Source organism: Streptomyces sp. NPDC091287 (assembly GCF_044768525.1).
Lineage (GTDB): Bacteria > Actinomycetota > Actinomycetes > Streptomycetales > Streptomycetaceae > Streptomyces.
Genome location: NZ_JBIVUV010000012.1, coordinates 115638 through 132243, shown reverse-complemented (window position 1 = coordinate 132243; position 16606 = coordinate 115638). Strand labels below are relative to the sequence as shown.

Annotated in this window: 15 protein-coding genes and 1 tRNA gene; 12 read left to right on the top strand and 4 right to left on the bottom strand. The window is 72.8% G+C overall.

The genetic code is table 11. The features are described 5' to 3' along the window. Positions 1-123 precede the first annotated feature (123 nt). Positions 124-197, top strand: a tRNA-Thr gene (locus ACIQRW_RS21490). A gap of 72 nt (positions 198-269) precedes the next feature. On the opposite strand, the gene ACIQRW_RS21485 is transcribed toward ACIQRW_RS21490, so the two are convergent. Beyond that, complete coding sequence (locus ACIQRW_RS21485; RefSeq protein WP_403762615.1) at positions 270-590, bottom strand: hypothetical protein; 321 nt, start codon at positions 588-590, stop codon at positions 270-272. 383 nt (positions 591-973) lie between these two features. On the opposite strand from ACIQRW_RS21485, the gene ACIQRW_RS21480 reads away from it, so the two are divergent. From ACIQRW_RS21480 to ACIQRW_RS21450, 7 genes are all read left to right on the top strand, one after another. After that, complete coding sequence (locus ACIQRW_RS21480; RefSeq protein WP_403762612.1) at positions 974-1498, top strand: hypothetical protein; 525 nt, start codon at positions 974-976, stop codon at positions 1496-1498. A 179-nt stretch (positions 1499-1677) separates the two neighbouring features. Then, positions 1678-2568, top strand: a complete 891-nt coding sequence (locus tag ACIQRW_RS21475; protein WP_403762609.1) for a DUF4097 family beta strand repeat-containing protein — start codon at positions 1678-1680, stop codon at positions 2566-2568. A 102-nt stretch (positions 2569-2670) separates the two neighbouring features. Continuing rightward, entirely contained in the window at positions 2671-3666 is a 996-nt protein-coding gene (locus ACIQRW_RS21470; protein WP_403762969.1) for an ATP-binding cassette domain-containing protein, read from the top strand. Beyond that, positions 3663-4454 carry an ABC transporter permease gene (locus ACIQRW_RS21465; RefSeq protein ID WP_403762606.1) on the top strand — a complete coding sequence of 264 codons (792 nt, stop codon included), beginning with the start codon at positions 3663-3665 and terminating at the stop codon, positions 4452-4454. The genes ACIQRW_RS21470 and ACIQRW_RS21465 overlap by 4 nt, the downstream gene beginning before the upstream one ends. A gap of 53 nt (positions 4455-4507) precedes the next feature. Beyond that, positions 4508-5776 carry a cytochrome P450 gene (locus ACIQRW_RS21460; protein ID WP_403762603.1) on the top strand — a complete coding sequence of 423 codons (1269 nt, stop codon included), beginning with the start codon at positions 4508-4510 and terminating at the stop codon, positions 5774-5776. 295 nt (positions 5777-6071) lie between these two features. Beyond that, positions 6072-6986, top strand: a complete 915-nt coding sequence (locus ACIQRW_RS21455; protein WP_403762601.1) for a diiron oxygenase — start codon at positions 6072-6074, stop codon at positions 6984-6986. A 9-nt stretch (positions 6987-6995) separates the two neighbouring features. Further along, complete coding sequence (locus ACIQRW_RS21450; protein WP_403762598.1) at positions 6996-8663, top strand: FAD-dependent oxidoreductase; 1668 nt, start codon at positions 6996-6998, stop codon at positions 8661-8663. Between the two features lie 107 nt (positions 8664-8770). On the opposite strand, the gene ACIQRW_RS21445 is transcribed toward ACIQRW_RS21450, so the two are convergent. Beyond that, positions 8771-10240 (bottom strand): MFS transporter, encoded by a 1470-nt coding sequence (locus ACIQRW_RS21445; RefSeq protein WP_403762595.1) that lies wholly within the window; start codon positions 10238-10240, stop codon positions 8771-8773. Between the two features lie 179 nt (positions 10241-10419). Here ACIQRW_RS21445 and ACIQRW_RS21440 point away from each other — a divergent pair, with 179 nt between their 5' ends. Beyond that, a complete protein-coding gene (locus ACIQRW_RS21440) occupies positions 10420-10866 on the top strand; it encodes a MarR family winged helix-turn-helix transcriptional regulator (RefSeq protein ID WP_403762592.1) in 447 nt (148 codons plus the stop codon). 31 nt (positions 10867-10897) lie between these two features. Here the strand turns inward: ACIQRW_RS21440 and ACIQRW_RS21435 are convergent, their stop codons facing one another. Beyond that, positions 10898-12298, bottom strand: coding sequence for an NAD(P)/FAD-dependent oxidoreductase (locus ACIQRW_RS21435; RefSeq protein ID WP_403762589.1), 1401 nt, complete (start codon positions 12296-12298; stop codon positions 10898-10900). A 79-nt stretch (positions 12299-12377) separates the two neighbouring features. On the opposite strand from ACIQRW_RS21435, the gene ACIQRW_RS21430 reads away from it, so the two are divergent. Next, on the top strand, positions 12378-13328 hold the full coding sequence (locus tag ACIQRW_RS21430; protein WP_403762586.1) for an aminoglycoside phosphotransferase family protein: 951 nt from the start codon (positions 12378-12380) through the stop codon (positions 13326-13328). A gap of 138 nt (positions 13329-13466) precedes the next feature. Next, a complete protein-coding gene (locus ACIQRW_RS21425) occupies positions 13467-13958 on the top strand; it encodes a GNAT family N-acetyltransferase (RefSeq protein WP_403762583.1) in 492 nt (163 codons plus the stop codon). Between the two features lie 595 nt (positions 13959-14553). On the opposite strand, the gene ACIQRW_RS21420 is transcribed toward ACIQRW_RS21425, so the two are convergent. Further along, complete coding sequence (locus tag ACIQRW_RS21420) at positions 14554-15744, bottom strand: NAD(P)-binding protein (protein ID WP_403762580.1); 1191 nt, start codon at positions 15742-15744, stop codon at positions 14554-14556. Between the two features lie 103 nt (positions 15745-15847). Here ACIQRW_RS21420 and ACIQRW_RS21415 point away from each other — a divergent pair, with 103 nt between their 5' ends. Further along, positions 15848-16576 (top strand): pentapeptide repeat-containing protein, encoded by a 729-nt coding sequence (locus tag ACIQRW_RS21415; RefSeq protein ID WP_403762577.1) that lies wholly within the window; start codon positions 15848-15850, stop codon positions 16574-16576. The last annotated feature ends 30 nt before the right edge of the window (positions 16577-16606 follow it).

Genomic DNA, 16606 nt, shown 5'->3' with positions numbered 1-16606 from the left:
GTCTGGTCCACAGACGCGAACCTGCGGTGACGCTACCTGGCGTTTCTCGATCTGTCAGTAGTCCGGAGCACACGGAAAACGCGGACGGGCGGGGCGCGCGGTTGGTTAGACTGCTCCCGGCGCGCCTCCTTAGCTCAGCTGGCCAGAGCAACGCACTTGTAATGCGTAGGTCGTCGGTTCGAATCCGACAGGGGGCTCAGCGTGAAGCCCGGGTCAGACGCACTTCTGACCCGGGCTTCTTTTGTTCCTCCGCCGTTCCCATGGGTGGTTCAGGCGCGGTTCGAGGTGCCGATGGTCAGTTCCACCTCGCCCTCCTTCTGTGTGAACTCCTTGACGGCCCATGTGCTGTCCTCGATGGAGGTGCCGGCCGCGGTGGTGTAGGCGGTGACCGTGAGGGACGGGCCTGTCGGGGTCTCGGTGTGGAGTTCTGCCGCCGTGGCCGTTCCGTCGGAGAAGCGCAGGTATACGTCGGTCGGCTCCGGGGCCGCCGCGAAGGCCGCCGGGTCGGGCAGGCCCTGGAGGCGGCAGCGCGCGCCCGGGAACAGGTGGGTGTGCGTGCAGAGGGCCTGGTGGGCCTTGGGGTGGGGCATGCGGGGCCTCCGGGGTGGTTCTCGGTGGGTGCCCGGGCCGGGCTGTGCGCGGTGCGCTTGGTGTCTGTCCTCAGTACAGCCAGGTTCGGCGACGGGGGAGGGCGTGCCACGCGGGGCCACGTGTGTGTCGGCTGGCGTGGGAGCGCCGAGTGGCGCCGAGTGGCGCCGAGTGGCGCCGAGTGGCGCCGAGTGGCACCACCTGGTGCCAAGTGGTGCCTGGTGGTGCCAGATGGTGTTGCTGTGGCGCCATTCCTCGCCTTCTCGGGTGTCCACGTGGTGCCGTCATGACCGTCTTGGCTGTGATGTTGCAGGTCAGCGGCTTATTCGCCGGAGGTGCGCCAATGTGGCTCGACGTGGTGCCATCGATGTGCCATGATGGCGTCATGGACCTCACCCCCTACGTCGACAATCTCCGGCGGGAACTCGCCGTCGCCGCGGATGCCAGCGGTGACGAAGCCCGCGCCCTGGCCGAGCGGCTCAGTGCTCCCCTGGAGTCCGCCGTCCGGCTGACCCTGCTCAACGTGCTCTCCGCGGCCATGGGCGACGTCACCCGGGAGCTGGCTCCCGGCTCGGTCGACGTACGGCTGCGCGGGCTCGATCCCGAGTTCGTGGTGACGCCGCCGCCGGTGTCCGAGCCGGTGCGGGAGGAGCGGGAGGCGGTCGTGGCTCCCGTGGTGGTGGCGCCCGCGGTCGGGGAGGCCGACGACGGCACCATGGTGCGGATCAACCTCCGGCTCCCCGCCCACCTCAAGGGCCGCGCCGAGAGCGCCGCCGCGGCGGAGGGGCTGTCGGTCAACGCCTGGCTCGTGCGGGCCGTATCCGTGTCCCTCGACGGTGGGGGGCGCGCGAGCGCACCGGGCCGGGACAAGGACTCGGGCGGTCGCGGCTTCACCGGCTGGGTCCGCTAGGCCCGCTGGGCCCGCTGGGTCCGCTGGGTCCGCTGGGTCCGCTGGGTCCGCTGGGCCCGCTGGGTCCGCTGGGTCCGCTGGGCCGTCTGTTCGTAGGGCGCCACTTCACCGGCGGATCGCCGATCCGGCCGACGTCACTGATCACTCATCACTCACCGAGCCAAGAGGACGGGACAGCCATGCCTTCTTTCGACACCCCCGAGCCGATCTCCGCCGTCATCGAGCTGGACGCCGGCACCGCCCGCATCACCGCCGGCAAGCGCACCGACACGGTCGTCGAGGTGCTGCCGGGAAACGGGTCCGACGAGGACGACGTACGTGCCGTGCAGCAGACCCAGGTCTCCTGCTCGGGTGGTCGTCTCACCGTCAAGACCCCCAAGAAGCGCTCGTTGTTCGGCAAGCCGGGCGCCGTCGTGGTGAGCATCGAACTGCCCGCGGGGTCCGATGTGCGCGGCACCTCCGCACTGGGCGGCTTCTTCGGGGAAGGGCCGCTCGGTGAGGTGCAGCTCAGGACCTCGCTCGGCGACCTCCAGGTGGAGGAGGCGGCCCGTGCCGAGCTCAGGACCGACCACGGCGACATCCGGCTGGTCCGCTCCACCGGGGACGCCGAGGTCATCGGCTCGGGCCGGGTCGAGGTCGGCGTCGTCGCCGGGACGGCGGTCGTCAAGAACGGCAACGGCGCGACCGGGATCGACGAGGTCGGCGGTGAGCTGAAGGTCAACGCGGCCAACGGCGACATCTCCGTGGGCGTCGCGCACGGCGACGTCGTCGCCAAGTCCGCCAACGGGCGCATCGAGATCGGCGTCGCCCGGGCCGGGGTCGACGCGACCGCCTCCAACGGCCGCATCCGCGTCGGCGACGTGACCCGCGGCCGCATCGCTCTGCGCACCTCCGTCGGCGACCTCGAAGTGGGCATCCACGAGGGCACCGCCGCCTGGCTCGACCTGAATCCCAAGTTCGGCACCGTACGCAACTCGCTCGGCGCCGCCGCCGGGCCCGAGGACTCCGACGAGACCGTCGAGGTGCACGCCCGGAGCGGGGCCGGCGACATCATCGTCCGCCGTGCCTGAGTCCGCCGTGCCTGAGTCCGCCGTGCCCGCCTCTCCCGCCTCTCGTCCCGCCCACGCCCGACTCGCCGCCGGCGAGAGGGAACCAGCATGAAGGGAACCAGCATGACCGTCACCCGGTCCTCCGCCCCGCTTGCCGCCCAGGCGATCACCGCCACCGGACTGCGCAAGTCCTATGGCGACAAGGCCGTCCTGGACGGCATCGACCTGACCGTCCCGGCCGGCACGGTCTTCGCGCTGCTCGGCCCCAACGGCGCGGGCAAGACCACCGTCGTCAAGATTCTCTCCACCCTCATCTCCCCCGGCGCCGGCTCCGGCGAGATCCGCGTCGGCGGGCACGACCTCGCCACCGACGCCCAGGCGATCCGCGCCGCGATCGGTGTCACCGGCCAGTTCTCCGCCGTGGATGGGCTGATCACCGGCGAGGAGAACATGCTGCTCATGGCGGACCTCCATCACCTGTCCCGGCGTGAGGGGCGGCGGGTCGCCGCCGAACTGCTGGAGCGGTTCGACCTGGTGGAGGCGGCGAGGAAGCCCGCCGCGGGCTACTCCGGCGGTATGAAGCGGCGTCTGGACATCGCGATGACGCTGGTCGGCTCCCCGCGGATCATCTTCCTCGACGAACCGACCACCGGCCTCGACCCGCGCTCCCGCCACACCATGTGGGGGATCATCCGCGAGCTGGTCTCCGGCGGCGTCACCGTCTTCCTCACCACCCAATACCTGGAAGAGGCCGACGAACTCGCCGACCGCATCGCCGTCCTCAACGACGGGAGGATCGCCGCCGAGGGCACCGCCGAGCAGCTCAAGCGGATCGTCCCCGGCGGCCACGTCAAGCTCCGCTTCACCGGCCCGGACGCCTACCGGTCCGCCGCCTCCGCGCTGCGCGAAGTCACCCGCGACGACGAGACCCTGTCGCTCCAGATCCCCAGCGACGGCAGCCAGCGCGAACTGCGCTCCATCCTCGACTGGCTGGACTCGGCCGGTATCGAGGCCGACGAGCTGACCGTGCACACCCCCGACCTCGACGACGTGTTCTTCGCCCTCACCGGCTCCGGCGTGCCCGCCCGGACCAACCAGCCGAAGGAGGCTGTCCGATGACTTCCCTCTCCGTCGCCGTACGCGACTCGAACACCATGCTGCGCCGCAATCTCCTGCACGCCCGGCGCTACCCCTCGCTCACCCTGAACCTGCTCCTCACGCCTGTCATGCTCCTGCTGCTTTTCGTCTATATCTTCGGCGACGTGATGAGCGCGGGCATCGGCAGCGGAGGGGGCGGCCGTTCCGCGTACATCGCCTACATCGTCCCGGGCATCCTGCTGCTGACCGTCGGCTCCACCGTGGTCGGGACCGCGGTGTCCGTCTCCACGGACATGTCCGAGGGCATCATCGCCCGCTTCCGCACGATGGCGATCCACCGCGGCTCCGTGATCATCGGGCACGTCGTCGGCAGTGTGTTGCAGAGCGTGCTGAGCGTGGTCCTGGTGGGCGCGGTCGCCGTGGCCATCGGCTTCCGCTCCACGGACGCCACGCTCGTGGAGTGGCTGGCAGCTTTCGGGCTGCTCGTGCTCTTCTCCGCCGCCCTCACCTGGGTCGCGGTCGGCATGGGCCTGATCAGCCCGAACGCCGAGGCCGCCAGCAACAACGCCCTGCCGATGGTGCTGCTCCCGATGCTGTCCAGCGCCTTCATCCCGGTGGAGACGATGCCGGGCTGGTTCCGGCCGATCGCCGAGTACCAGCCCTTCACCCCGGCCATCGAGACCCTGCGCGGCCTGCTGCTCGGCAGCGAGATCGGCCACAACGGCTGGCTGGCCGTCGGCTGGAGCCTCGGGCTCGTGGTGCTCGGCTACTTCTGGGCGACCTCGAAGTTCGGCCAGGACCCCCGGTAGCCGCTTTCCCCGCCCGGCTCGGCTCCTCAAGCCCACTACTTCGGGAGAACCCCATGGCCCACGACCCGGCCGCCGACTCCGCGACCGCCGACGAGCCGCCCGTCCTGCCCACCGACCGGCACACCGGCTGCCCCTTCGATCCGCCCGCCGGGCTCACCGCGCTGAGCGACCGGCCGGTCCGCCGCCTCCGCTACGCCGACGGGCACGTGGGCCGCCTGGTCACCGGGCACGCCGAGGCCCGCGCGGTGCTGGCCGATCCGCGCTTCAGCTCCCGCTACGAGCTCCTGCACCTGCCGATGCCGATGGAGGGCGCGCCGGGAGAGCTGCCACCGGCGCCCGTCGGGGACATCATCGGCCTCGACGCCCCGGAGCACACCCGCTACCGTCGACTGCTCGCCGGCCGGTTCACGGTGCGCCGGATGCGTCAACTGACCAGTCGTATCGAGCGGTTCACCACCGACTGCCTGGACGCCATGGAGCAGGCCGGGCCCACGGCCGACCTGGTGGAGGCCTTCGCGCGGCCCGTGCCCACGCTGGTGATCTGCGAGCTGCTCGGCGTGCCCTACGCCGACCGGGGGCGCTTTCTGGGGCTGGTCGAGGTCATCTTCGACCAGGCGGCCGGCGCCGGGGCCAGGGACGAGGCCTACGCGGGGCTGCTCCGGTACGTCGGTGAACTCGTCCTCGCCAAGCGGGCCGAGCCCACCGACGACCTGCTCAGCGACCTCGCCGCACCCGGCCCCGCATCGGACTCCGGAGACCTCGCCGCTTCCGGTCTCAGCGACGAGGAGTTGGCCGGGATCGGCGGGCTCCTCCTCGCCGCCGGGCTCGACACCACCGCGAACATGCTCGGCCTCGGTGTCTTCGCCCTGCTGGTCAACCCCGGCCAGCTGGATGCCCTGCGCGCCGACCCGGATCTCGCCGGGGCGGCCGCGGAGGAGCTGCTGCGCTACCTCAGCGTGGCCGACCCGCTGCTGCGGTCCGCGCTGGAGGACGTCGAGGTGGCGGGCGAGCTGATCAGGGCGGGGGAGACGGTGACCGTCTCCGTGCAGGCCGCCAACCGCGACCCGCACAGGTTCCCCGAGCCCGGCCGGCTCGACATCCGCCGCCGGGCCACCGGGCATCTCTCCTTCGGTCACGGCCCTCACCAGTGTCTCGGCCAGCAACTCGCGCGGGTCGAGATGACCGTCGCGCTCCCGGCGCTCCTCGCCCGCTTCCCCGCCCTGCGCCTCGCGGTCCCGCCGGAGGAAGTGCCGCTGCGCGAACGCTCCAGCGTCTACGGAGTGGTCTCCCTGCCGGTCGCCTGGGGAGAGGAACAGCGCTGAACTGCCCTCGGGGCGAGGAGATGCGGTGAGGGTCCGTACTGATTCCTACCGAGGGGTAGGCGACCCGGGATCCTTGTTATACCTTGCGTCTAACAAGGATCCCGGGCCGGCCGGTGTCCGGTCCGGCGCGGGCCGCCCCCGGCCCCGGTGATCCCGTACAGCACACGGCACACGGCACGACCCCGTACGGCGCGAGCCGATTCCGTACAGCGCGCTTCGGATCCGTCGCGGCGGTCGGCCGACGTACGCACCACCACGATCGAGGATCACCGCACTCGACCCAAGGAGCCGCAGCATGGCCGGCAGCACCGTTCCGTCGAAGGTCCAGGAGAGTCCCGAGGGCGACGACGTCGCGCGGCGGCTGCTCGACTCGGCCGCGCAGCTGGCGTACGACCCGGCCACCGAGGTGGACTGGGAGACGCCGCTGGACAAGGAGTTCCACGGCGCGAGCCCGGAGTGGTGCAGTCTCTACGGGACCGCGTACTGGGGCGAGTTGACCGAGGGGCAGCGCAAGGAGCTCACCCGGCAGGAGGCGGCGTCGGTCGCCAGCACCGGGATCTGGTTCGAGATGATCCTCCAGCAGATGGTGCTGCGCGACATCTACATGAAGAACCCGGCGGGCGCGGAGTTCCAGTGGGCGCTCACCGAGATAGCCGAGGAGTGCCGCCACTCGATCATGTTCGCGCGCGGTGCGCAGAAGCTCGGGGCGCCCCATTACCGGCCCCGCCGCGCGGTGATGGAGCTGGGCAGGGCCTTCAAGACGCTGGCGTTCGGCGAGGCGGCGTACGCGGCGATCCTGGTCGCCGAGGAAGTGCTCGACGTGATGCAGCGGGACTGGATGCGCGACGAGCGGGTCGTGCCGTTCGTCCGCACCATCAACAACATCCATGTGGTGGAGGAGTCCCGGCACATGAAGTTCGCCCGGGACGAGACCCTCAAGCGTCTGGCGGGCGCCGGGTGGGCGCGGCGGCAGCTCAACGCGTTCGTCGTCGCCGTCGCCTCGTACTTCATCGTGACCAGCATGGTGAACCCGGAGGTCTACCGGAAGGCCGGGCTGGACAAGCAGCGCGCGCTGGCCGCCGCCAAGGGCAACGAGCACCACAAGTCGATGATGCGGTCCAGCTGTTCGGGACTGATGGACTTCCTGGCCTCCGCCCGCCTCCTCACCAAGCCCGCCCTCGCGTTCTACAAGCGCGCGAACCTGATCTGAGCCGGGGCCATGACCTACGCCATCACCCAGACCTGCTGCAACGACGCCACCTGCGTGGCCGTCTGCCCGGTCAACTGCATCCACCCGACGCCCGAGGAACGCGCCTTCGGCAGTACGGAGATGCTCCACATCGACCCCCGGGCGTGCATCGACTGCGGGGCCTGCGCGGACGCCTGCCCGGTGGACGCGATCTTCCCGGTGGACTCGCTGTCCGCCGGGCAGCGGGAGTACGCCGACATCAACGCCGCCTATTACGAGGGCGGGGAGCCGGCCCCCGAGGCGGTGGGGCCCAACTTCCACGTCTGGGGCGAGCCGGTCTTCGGGCGCAGTCTGCCGTCCGACTTCGGGCCGCTGCGGGTGGCCGTCGTCGGCACCGGGCCCGCCGGGATGTACGCGGCGCAGGACCTGCTGCTGCACACCGCCGCCGAGGTGACCCTGATCGACCGGCTGCCGGTGGCCGGCGGGCTCGTCCGGTACGGCGTGGCCCCCGACCACCCCGCGACGAAGAAGGTCGGCGACACCTTCTCCCGTTTCCACTCCCACCCCCGGGTCCGGATGCACCTGGGCATCGAGGTGGGCCGGGACGTCACGGCGGAGGAGTTGGCCGCCCACCACGACGCGGTGATCTACGCGGTCGGCGCCTCCACGGACCGGCGGCTCGGTATCCCCGGCGAGGAAGGGCCCGGATGTCTGTCGGCGACCTCGTTCGTCGCCTGGTACAACGCCCACCCGGAGGCCGTCGCGCAGGGCGTCGACCTGTCCGCCGAGCGGGTCGTCGTGGTGGGCAACGGCAACGTCGCCCTCGATGTCGCCCGGATCCTGGTCGCCGACCCGGCGGCGCTCGCGGGCACGGACATCGCCGCCCACGCGCTGGAGGCCCTGCGGGCGAGCCGGGTCCGCGAGGTGGTGGTGCTGGGGCGGCGAGGGCCCGAGGACGCCGCGTACACCCGCTCCGAACTCCTCGCGCTGAAGCATCTGCCGGGCGTGGAGCTGGTCGTGGACGACCACGACCCGCGCACGGGTGCGGCGATCGACGCGGCCGGGGCGGGCGATCGGGCCGGGCTGCTCCGGGGGCTCGCCCGGGCGCGGACGGCCGCCGCGTCCCCCGGGCCCGGTCGAGGGGCGGACCGGCGCATCGTGCTCCGCTTCCACTCCGAGCCGGTGGAGATCCTGGCCGACGGGGACGTGCGCACCGTACGGGTCACCGACGGCGGCGGCGGGGGCGCGGCGGATCTGACCGCCGGAATGCTGCTGCGGGCCATCGGATACCGGGGGCTGCCGGTCCCCGGGCTGCCGTTCGACGAGTCCTCGGGCACCGTCCCGCACGAGGGCGGCCGGATCGCCGGGCTGCCCGGCGGCTATGTGGTCGGCTGGATCAAGCGGGGGCCCTCCGGCGGGATCGGCGCGAACCGCACCTGCGCGGCCGAGACGGTCGGCACGCTCCTGGCCGACGCGGTCGCCGGGACCCTGCCCGCCCCGACGGGCGACGCCAAGGCGTTCCGGCGCCTTGCCCGACGGCGTAACCGCCGGGTCGTGGACGCCCGGGGCCTGGCCGCGATCGACCGCGCCGAACGGGACCGGGGGCGGCGCGACGGGCGCCCCCGGGTGAAGCTCGCCACCGTCGAGGAGCTGGTCGCGACGGCGAGAGCCGGGCGGCTGCTGAGACTGACCCGCTGACCCGCTGACCGGCTGACCGGCTGACCGGCTGACCGGCTGACCGGCTGACCCGCTGACCGGCTGACCGGCTGACCGGCTGACCCGCTGACCCTTCGTCCGGGCGACGGTCAGGCCTTGGACTTTGAGGCCTCCGGCACCCCCGCGGGACCGCTCGCGGCGGCCGGGCGGAGCGGCGCGGTCATCGGGCGTACGGGGATGAGAGCGGCGACGACCGCCGCCGCGAGGCCCACGCCGCAGCCGATGAGCATCGCGACGCGGAAGCCGTTCTGGGAGGCCAGCGGGAAGCCGCCGAAGTCCGTGGTCATCCGGGCCAGGACCACGCCGATCACCGCCGCCGCGAAGGACGTGCCGACTGAGCGCATCAGGGCGTTGAAGCTGTTCGCCGACGCGGTCTCCGACTGGGGCACCGCACTCATGATGAGCGCGGGCATCGCCCCGTACGCGAAGCCGACGCCCGAGTTGCAGACGAGGGTGACGATCAGCAGGCTCCACGGGGAGTCCGCGCCGATCAGCGGTACGGACAGGCCGTAGCCGGCGGCGATGAGGAGGCTGCCGACGGCCAGGGTGACCTTCGGGCCCTTGGCGGCGGACAGCTTCGCGCCGACCGGGGACATCGCCATCATCATCAGGCCCGCGGGGGCCATCCACAGGCCCATCGCCAGCATCGACTGGCCCAGGCCGTAGCCGGTGGCCTCGGGCAGCTGGAGCAGCTGGGGCACGACGAGGGACTGCGCGTACATCGCGAAGCCGACCAGGATCGAGGCCGTGTTCGTCATCAGGACCTGGGGGCGGGCGGTGACGCGCAGGTCGACCAGCGGTTCGCTGAGGCGCAGTTCCCACCAGCCCCAGGCGGGCAACAGCACCAGCACGGCGGCGAAGAGGGCGAGCGTGGTGGCGCTGCCCCAGCCCCAGTCGGCGCCCTTGGAGACGGCGAGCAGCAGACAGATCAGGGCGGTGCCGAGGCCGACGGCCCCGAGCAGGTCGAAGCTGGTGGACCCGTTGGCCGGGCGGTCCCCGGGGACGAGGGCCAGGATCAGCGCGCCGACCGCGAGGGCCAGCACGGCGACCACCCAGAACAGCACCCGCCAGCTGGTGTTCTCCGCGATGGCGGCGGCGAACGGCAGGCCCAGCGCGCCGCCCACGCCCATCGAGGCGCTCATGATCGCGATGGACGGGCCGAGCTTCTCGGTCGGCACCACATCACGCAGCAGGCTGATGCCGAGCGGGACCACGCCCATCCCCAGGCCCTGGAGCCCGCGCCCGGCGATCATCGGGACCACCGACGAGGACAGGGCGCAGACCACCGAGCCGAGGACCAGCGGGACGAGCGAGACGAGCAGCATGCGCCGCTTGCCGTACATGTCGCCGAGCCGGCCGGCGACGGGCGTGGCCACGGCGGCGGCCAGCAGGGTGGCGGTGATCACCCAGGAGGCGTTCGACGCGGAGGTGTCGAACATCTTCGGCAGCTCCGCGATCAGCGGCACCACCAGGGTCTGGGTGAGCGCCGCCACGATGCCGGCGAAGGCCAGGATGCCGACCACGCCTCCCGGGCGGGCTGCGGGGGGTGAACTCTCCACGGGTACTGCTCCCTCTTGCCCTTCCGGGCCTGTCGGTCGTTCGGGTCGTTCGGGTCGTTCGTTCTCGCGCACGCGCTCTCGGCGTTCGACTATGCAAGATACATTGTTTATGCATCATGCATAGCGTGTGCATCATGCACATCTATCGTGAGAGACCTGTTCGACGAAGGAAGCAGCGCGTGGACAAGCCCATCGACCGGATCGAACGCGAGACGATGCTGCTCGGCCGGTACATGCACATGGTCACTCCGCGCGTGGACTGGCAGCTCGACCGGTCCGCCTACATCCTGCTCAGCCGGATCCAGGTGGAGGGGCCCATGTCCATCGGCCAGCTCGGCGACGCCTTCCGTCTGGACGCCTCCACGCTCAACCGGCAGACCGCCGCGATGCTGCGGGCCGGGGTCGTCGAGCGCATCGCGGACCCCGACGGCGGCATCGCCCGCAAGTTCGCCATCACCGAGGAGGGCGAACGCCGCCTCGACTACGACCGGAGCCGGAATCTGGCGGGCCTCGCGAAGGTCCTCACGGACTGGACCCCCGAGGAGGCCCAGCAGCTCGCCGACTCCCTCAGCCGCCTGAACCTCTCCATCGAGCGTCTCGACGGACGGCCCTGGCCGCGCGACTGAAGCGAGGCCCCGGGGCCGTGGGCCCGGTGGCTCAGTGGCGGCCCGCGATGCGGTCCGCCACCCTGGCGACGGGGTCCGTGCCGGGGCGCGGCGAGGTGCTCTCGCGGCGGTCGGCCGCACGGTAGGCCGCGTACATGCCGTGGACGCCGAGCCAGCGGAAGGGTTCCGGCTCCCAGCGGCGGACCTTGTGGTTCACCCACGGCAGGGCGGTCAGATCCGTCGGGCCCGCCTGTCCGGAGTCCTGCTGGATCAGGTCGCGCAGGGTGCGGGCGGCGAGGTTGGCGGTGGCCACGCCCGAGCCGACGTAGCCGCCCGCCCAGCCCAGGCCCGTCGAGCGGTCCAGGGTGACCGTGGCGCACCAGTCGCGCGGGACACCGAGGACGCCGGACCAGGCGTGGTCGACATGGACGCCGGCCGTGGTGGGGAAGAGCCGGACCATCAGTTCGCGCAGGGCCGCGACCGTCTCGGGCCGGGTGCGGCCGTCGTTGTCGGTGGCCGAGCCGAAGCGGTAAGGGTAGCCGCGGCCGCCGAGCGCGATGCGGTCGTCGGCGGTGCGCTGGGCGTAGAAGTAGGCGTGGGCCATGTCGCCGAGGGTCTCGCGGCCCTCCCATCCGATCGTGTCCCAGATCCGGGCGGGCAGCGGCTCGGTGACGATCATGGAGGAGTTCATCGGGAGCCAGGTGCGCTTCTGGCCCTTGAGGCTCGCGGTGAAGCCCTCCGTGCAGCGCAGGACGTACGGGGCGCGGACCGTGCCGTAAGGCGTCACGGCGTGCTTGGGCTTGATCTCGGTGACCGGCGTCGACTCGTGGATGGTCACGCCGAGCGCCTCCACCACGTCCGCCAGGCCCTTGACCAGCTTGGCCGGGTGCAGCCGGGCGCCGTGCGGGGTCCAGGTCGAGCCGACGGCCCCGGTCACATGGACGCGCTCGGCGGTCTCGCGGGCGCCGCGCAGCACCCGGTCGGTCTCGCCGAAGGCGATCTCGACGCTGTGGAAGTCCTTGAGCCGGGCGAGCTGGGAGGGGGTGTGGGCCACTTCCAGGACCCCGCCCTGGTGGATGTCGGCGTCGATCTTCTCCTCGGCGGCGGTCCTGACGACCTCGCCGACGGTGTCGTTCATCGCCTTCTGGAGCCGGACGGCGGCGTCGTGGCCGTGCAGCTTGGCGTACCGGTCACGGCCCGCGATGCCGTTGTACAGCCAGCCGCCGTTACGGCCGGAGGCCCCGTAGCCGCAGAACTTGGCTTCCAGGACGGTGATGTTGAGGAAGGGGACGGCCTTCTTCAGGTAGTACGCCGTCCAGAGCCCGGTGTAGCCGCCGCCGACGATGCAGACGTCGACGCTCGTGTCGCCGGGGAGGGGTTCGCGCGGGGCGGGGGTGCCCTCCTGCGCGTACCAGAACGATATGCCGCCGACGACGGTACTGACGGTGCTCATGATGCCCCTGGTGTCCCTGTCCGGTGAGATGCCGAGCGTACGTGTGGCGGGACGTTACTGCGCGCGGGGCTGTTCCGTCATGGCCCGGTCGACGCGGGTCCCTAGGATCGGCGAGGTGATCGACATTCCTGACGAACTGATCGCCACGCAGTCCCGCTACAACGGAGCGGCGGGCCGGGCCTTCGTCGCCGCCCTGCCCGGCCTCGCCGAGCGGTGCCTGGAGCGGTGGGGGCTGCGGCCGGACGGCCCGTCGATGTACGGGATGTGCGCGCTGGTCCTGCCGGTGGTGCGGGAGGCCGACGGGCGGCCCGCCGCGCTGAAGCTCCAGTCGGTGGACGAGGAGACGGCGGGCGAACCGGTCGCGCTGCGGGCGTGGACCGACGCGGGGGCCGGGGCGGTGGAGCTGCTCGGCCATGACCCGGAGACCGGCGCGATGCTGCTGGAACGGCTGGACGAGCGGCGGCCGTTGTCCGGCGAGGCCGATGTGCGGGAGGTGGTGACGGTTCTCGGGGCGGTGCTGGCCCGGCTCGTGGCGGTGCCCGCGCCGGCGGGGCTGCGCACGTTGGGCGTGGCGGTGGAGCGGATGCTCGCGGCGGTGCCGGAGAGGGTGGGCCTGCTGGCCGACGCCGAGGACCGGCGGCTCATCGCGGACTGCGCGGCGGCGGTGCGGGAGGTCGCGGGGGAGCCGGGGGACCGGCTGCTGCACTGGGACCTGCACTACGACAACATCCTGGCCGGGCGTGCGGACGCGGGGCGGGCCGGGGAGTGGGTGGCGCTCGACCCGAAGCCGCTCGCGGGGGACCCGGGATTCGAGCTGTTCCCGGCGTTGGACAACCTCTTCGACGCCGACGAGGTGGTGTGGCGGTTCGACGCGCTGACGGAGGCGCTGGGCCTGGAGCGGGACCGGGAGCGGGCGCGGGCCTGGACGCTGGGGCGGGTGCTCCAGAACGGGTTGTGGGCGGCGGCGAGCGGGGAGGGCCGGATCGCCCCCGACCATGCGGAGATCGCGCGCCGGCTGCTGGGGCGGTGAGGGCGGGCGGGCCGGGGGCGGATCCCATCAGCTTCGGCCGGGGGCGGGGCCGGGGGCTGGGGTCGGCGGTCGGGGCTGGGGCCGGCGGTCGGGGAAACCAGGGTGTGGCCCGGGCCGCGGGTTGCTTACGCTGCGCCCATGATTCGTACCGCCACACCTGAAGATGTCCCCGTCCTGCACGCCCTGGTGCGGGATCTCGCCGCGTACGAGAAGGCCCTCGACGAGGTCGTCGTCACCGAGGAGCAGCTGAACGAGGCGCTGTTCGGCGACCGGCCCGCCGCCTACGCGCACGTGGCGACGGCCGACGACGACGGCGGCGAGGTGATCGGTTTCGCCCTGTGGTTCCTGAACTTCTCGACCTGGCGCGGAGTGCACGGCATCTACCTGGAGGACCTGTACGTCCGCCCCGACCGGCGTGGCGGCGGCCACGGCAGGGCGCTGCTGACGGAGCTGGCGCGGATCTGCGTGGAGCGCGGCTACCAGCGGCTGGAGTGGTCCGTCCTCGACTGGAACGCCCCGTCCATCGCGTTCTACGAGTCGCTCGGCGCGCGCCCGCAGGACGAGTGGACGGTGTACCGACTGACGGACGGGGCCCTGGCCCGGCTGGGGGCGGACGGTCGCAGGGCCTGACTACGGTCCCAGGACCACGTTGCCCGTCGTGCCCCGGGTCTCCGGCGCGCGGTGCGCTGCGGCGGCCTCGGCGAGCGGGAAGCGCTGTACGGCGGTCCGCGGCCGCCCGCGGCCTCGGCGAGGCCGACCACGGGTCTCCCGTGCGCGCAGACCGCCGCCCCGTCTCGGCCCTCCCCGGTCATCCCCTCGGCCCCCCCGGCCCCCCCGGCCCCCCGGCCCTCCCCGGCCCGAGGACCGAACCGGACGTGAAGCCGCGTTCGGCCGGCTCCTCGTCGGTGAGGGTGAGCGGCCCCCGTCGAGGAGCCCGTCGCCCGGCCGGCCGTGGGCCGCGTGCCGCCCGCGGGGCCGAGGAGGTCCACGGCGGCGTGGGGCGGTGGCCCCCCTCGTATCGGGGTTCTGCTAGGGCGTGTTTCGAAAGTCCCGCCTGCTCGGCGGCGTCTGGCACGCACGCTCGCCGCGTTGTCGGAATCGCCCCGATACATCCAGTATCGGGGCGACCCTCCGCCTTGCGATCGCACGCACCAGACGCCGCCGAGCCCGCCCTCCGGGCGGACGGCGCTACTTTCGAAACACGCCCTAGAGGTTCTGCTTGAGGTCAATCCAGGCCCCGGGCTCCTGCCCTGGAGCGCTGTCCGGCGGCCTTCACGGCGAGCAGGGCGGCTTCGATGCCGCTGGTGAAGGAGACCTCGCTGAGGAGTCCGGGGGCGGCGACCTGGTCGCCCGCCAGGAAGATCCCGTCGCCCCGGACGACGGAGGGCCGGTCCCGCCAGGTGGCGCCCGGGCGGTCGACAGCTCCGGTGCGGCCGTCGGCGAGGGCCTCGACGCGCCAGGTGGTGCGCTCGCGCCAGCCGGGGAAGCCGAGGTCGAGGAGTTCCTCGGCCCGCGCGGTCCCTTCCGCCCGGCGCGCGTCGGGGCCGATCGGGAACTGGCCCTGGAGCAGCTGTTCGCCGGCCGGGGCGAGGCCGGGATCCTGGGCGGTGAACCGCTCCAGCCAGCCGGGCGCGTCCAGGTCCGACACGACGAACGCGTCGCCGCGCCGGGTGCGCACCGCCAGGTCCAGCAGGACGGTGCGCCCGCTGTCCCAGGTGAGGGACGCGTCGTCGAGGAGGGCGCGGGCGGAGTCGAGGGAGGTGGCGACGACGACCGGCCCGGTACGGGCCAGCTCGCCGAGGGTCCGGGCATCGACGCGGGCGGCGGTCTCGATGCCGACCCCGAGACCCCGGGCGTGGCCGGCCAGCCGCTCGACGAGCGCCGCCCAGCCGCCGACCGGGTAGTGGGCCTCGGGCGGGAACGAGGCCAGGCGGTGCAGGCGCTCTTGGACGAACCGGGCGGAGAGCGACCCGGGGTCGTGGTGGAACAGTGCGGTGGCGGCGAAGTTCGCGGCGGCCCGGGCGCCCTCCTCGCCGACCTGTCCGGCGGCCCACTCCAGGAAGGCGTCGTCGACCGGGGCCGTGCGGGGGGCCCGCCGGGCGAGCCGCAGCAGAGCCACGGGCGGGGTACGGCGGACGGCTCCCGCGCGGCGGAAACGGAAGCGGAGGCCTTCGAGGGGCGGTACGGAGACGACGGCGCCGAGAAGACCGCGCCGGGCCAGCCAGGTCCAGTGCGGCCCGCGCCGGTACAGGGCGTGCGGGCCTTCGTTGGCGCGGTACGGCCCGTCCGCGGTCCTGGCCCGGCCGCCGAGGGCCCGGTGGCCCTCGTGCAGGGTGACGCGCGCACCGGACTCGGCCGCGGTGATGGCGGCGGTGAGGCCGGCGAGGCCGCCGCCGATGACGTGGATGTCTTCCATGGCTGGATCTCCTTCGCGTCTTTGATGATGCGACGGATCGGGGGCGGCTGCTCGTGACACGGTCGCTCGGGGGTTGTCAGTGGGGTGCGTCACGATGGGGGGTATGGCAGCGAGCGAGGGCAGGACGACGAGGGCGACCGGGGCGACCAGGGGGACCAGGGCGGTCAAGGGCAAGAAGGACACCATCGCGGCGGCGCGGCGTCCGGAGGTGCGGCTGCCACCGCTCGTTCCCTACGACGGCGAGGGCCTGGAGCCGGACGGGGACTACGACGGGGTGCGGTTCGACGGGGTGGACCTCGCGGACGCGTCGGGCCGGGGCGCCCGGTTCATGGACTGCGCCCTGGACGGTTGCACCCTGGACCGCGCGGAGCTGACGCGGGCCCGCTTCATCGACGCGGTGCTGACGGGCGTACGGGGGGTGGGCACCGATCTCGCGGAGGCGTCGCTGCGGGACGTGGAGGTGGTGGACGCCCGCCTGGGCGGGGTGCAGCTGCATGGTGCGGTGCTGGAGCGGGTGGTGGTGCGCGGCGGCAAGATCGACTACCTGAACCTGCGCAAGGCCCGGCTCAAGGACGTCGTCTTCGAGGGCTGTGTGCTCTCCGAGCCGGACTTCGGGAACGCGCACCTGGTCCGCGTCGAGTTCCGTGACTGCGTGCTGAAGCGGGCGGACTTCAGCGGGGCCCGGATGGAGTCCGTGGACCTGCGCGCGGTGGCCGAGCTGGACATCGCGCGGGGTGTGGACCGGCTGGCGGGCGCGGTGATCAGCCCGTTGCAGCTGATGGAGCTGGCTCCGGCGTTCGCCGCGCAGATCGGGGTGCGGGTGGAGGCGTGAGGCCCTCGGCAGGTCTCCGGGGCCGCACAG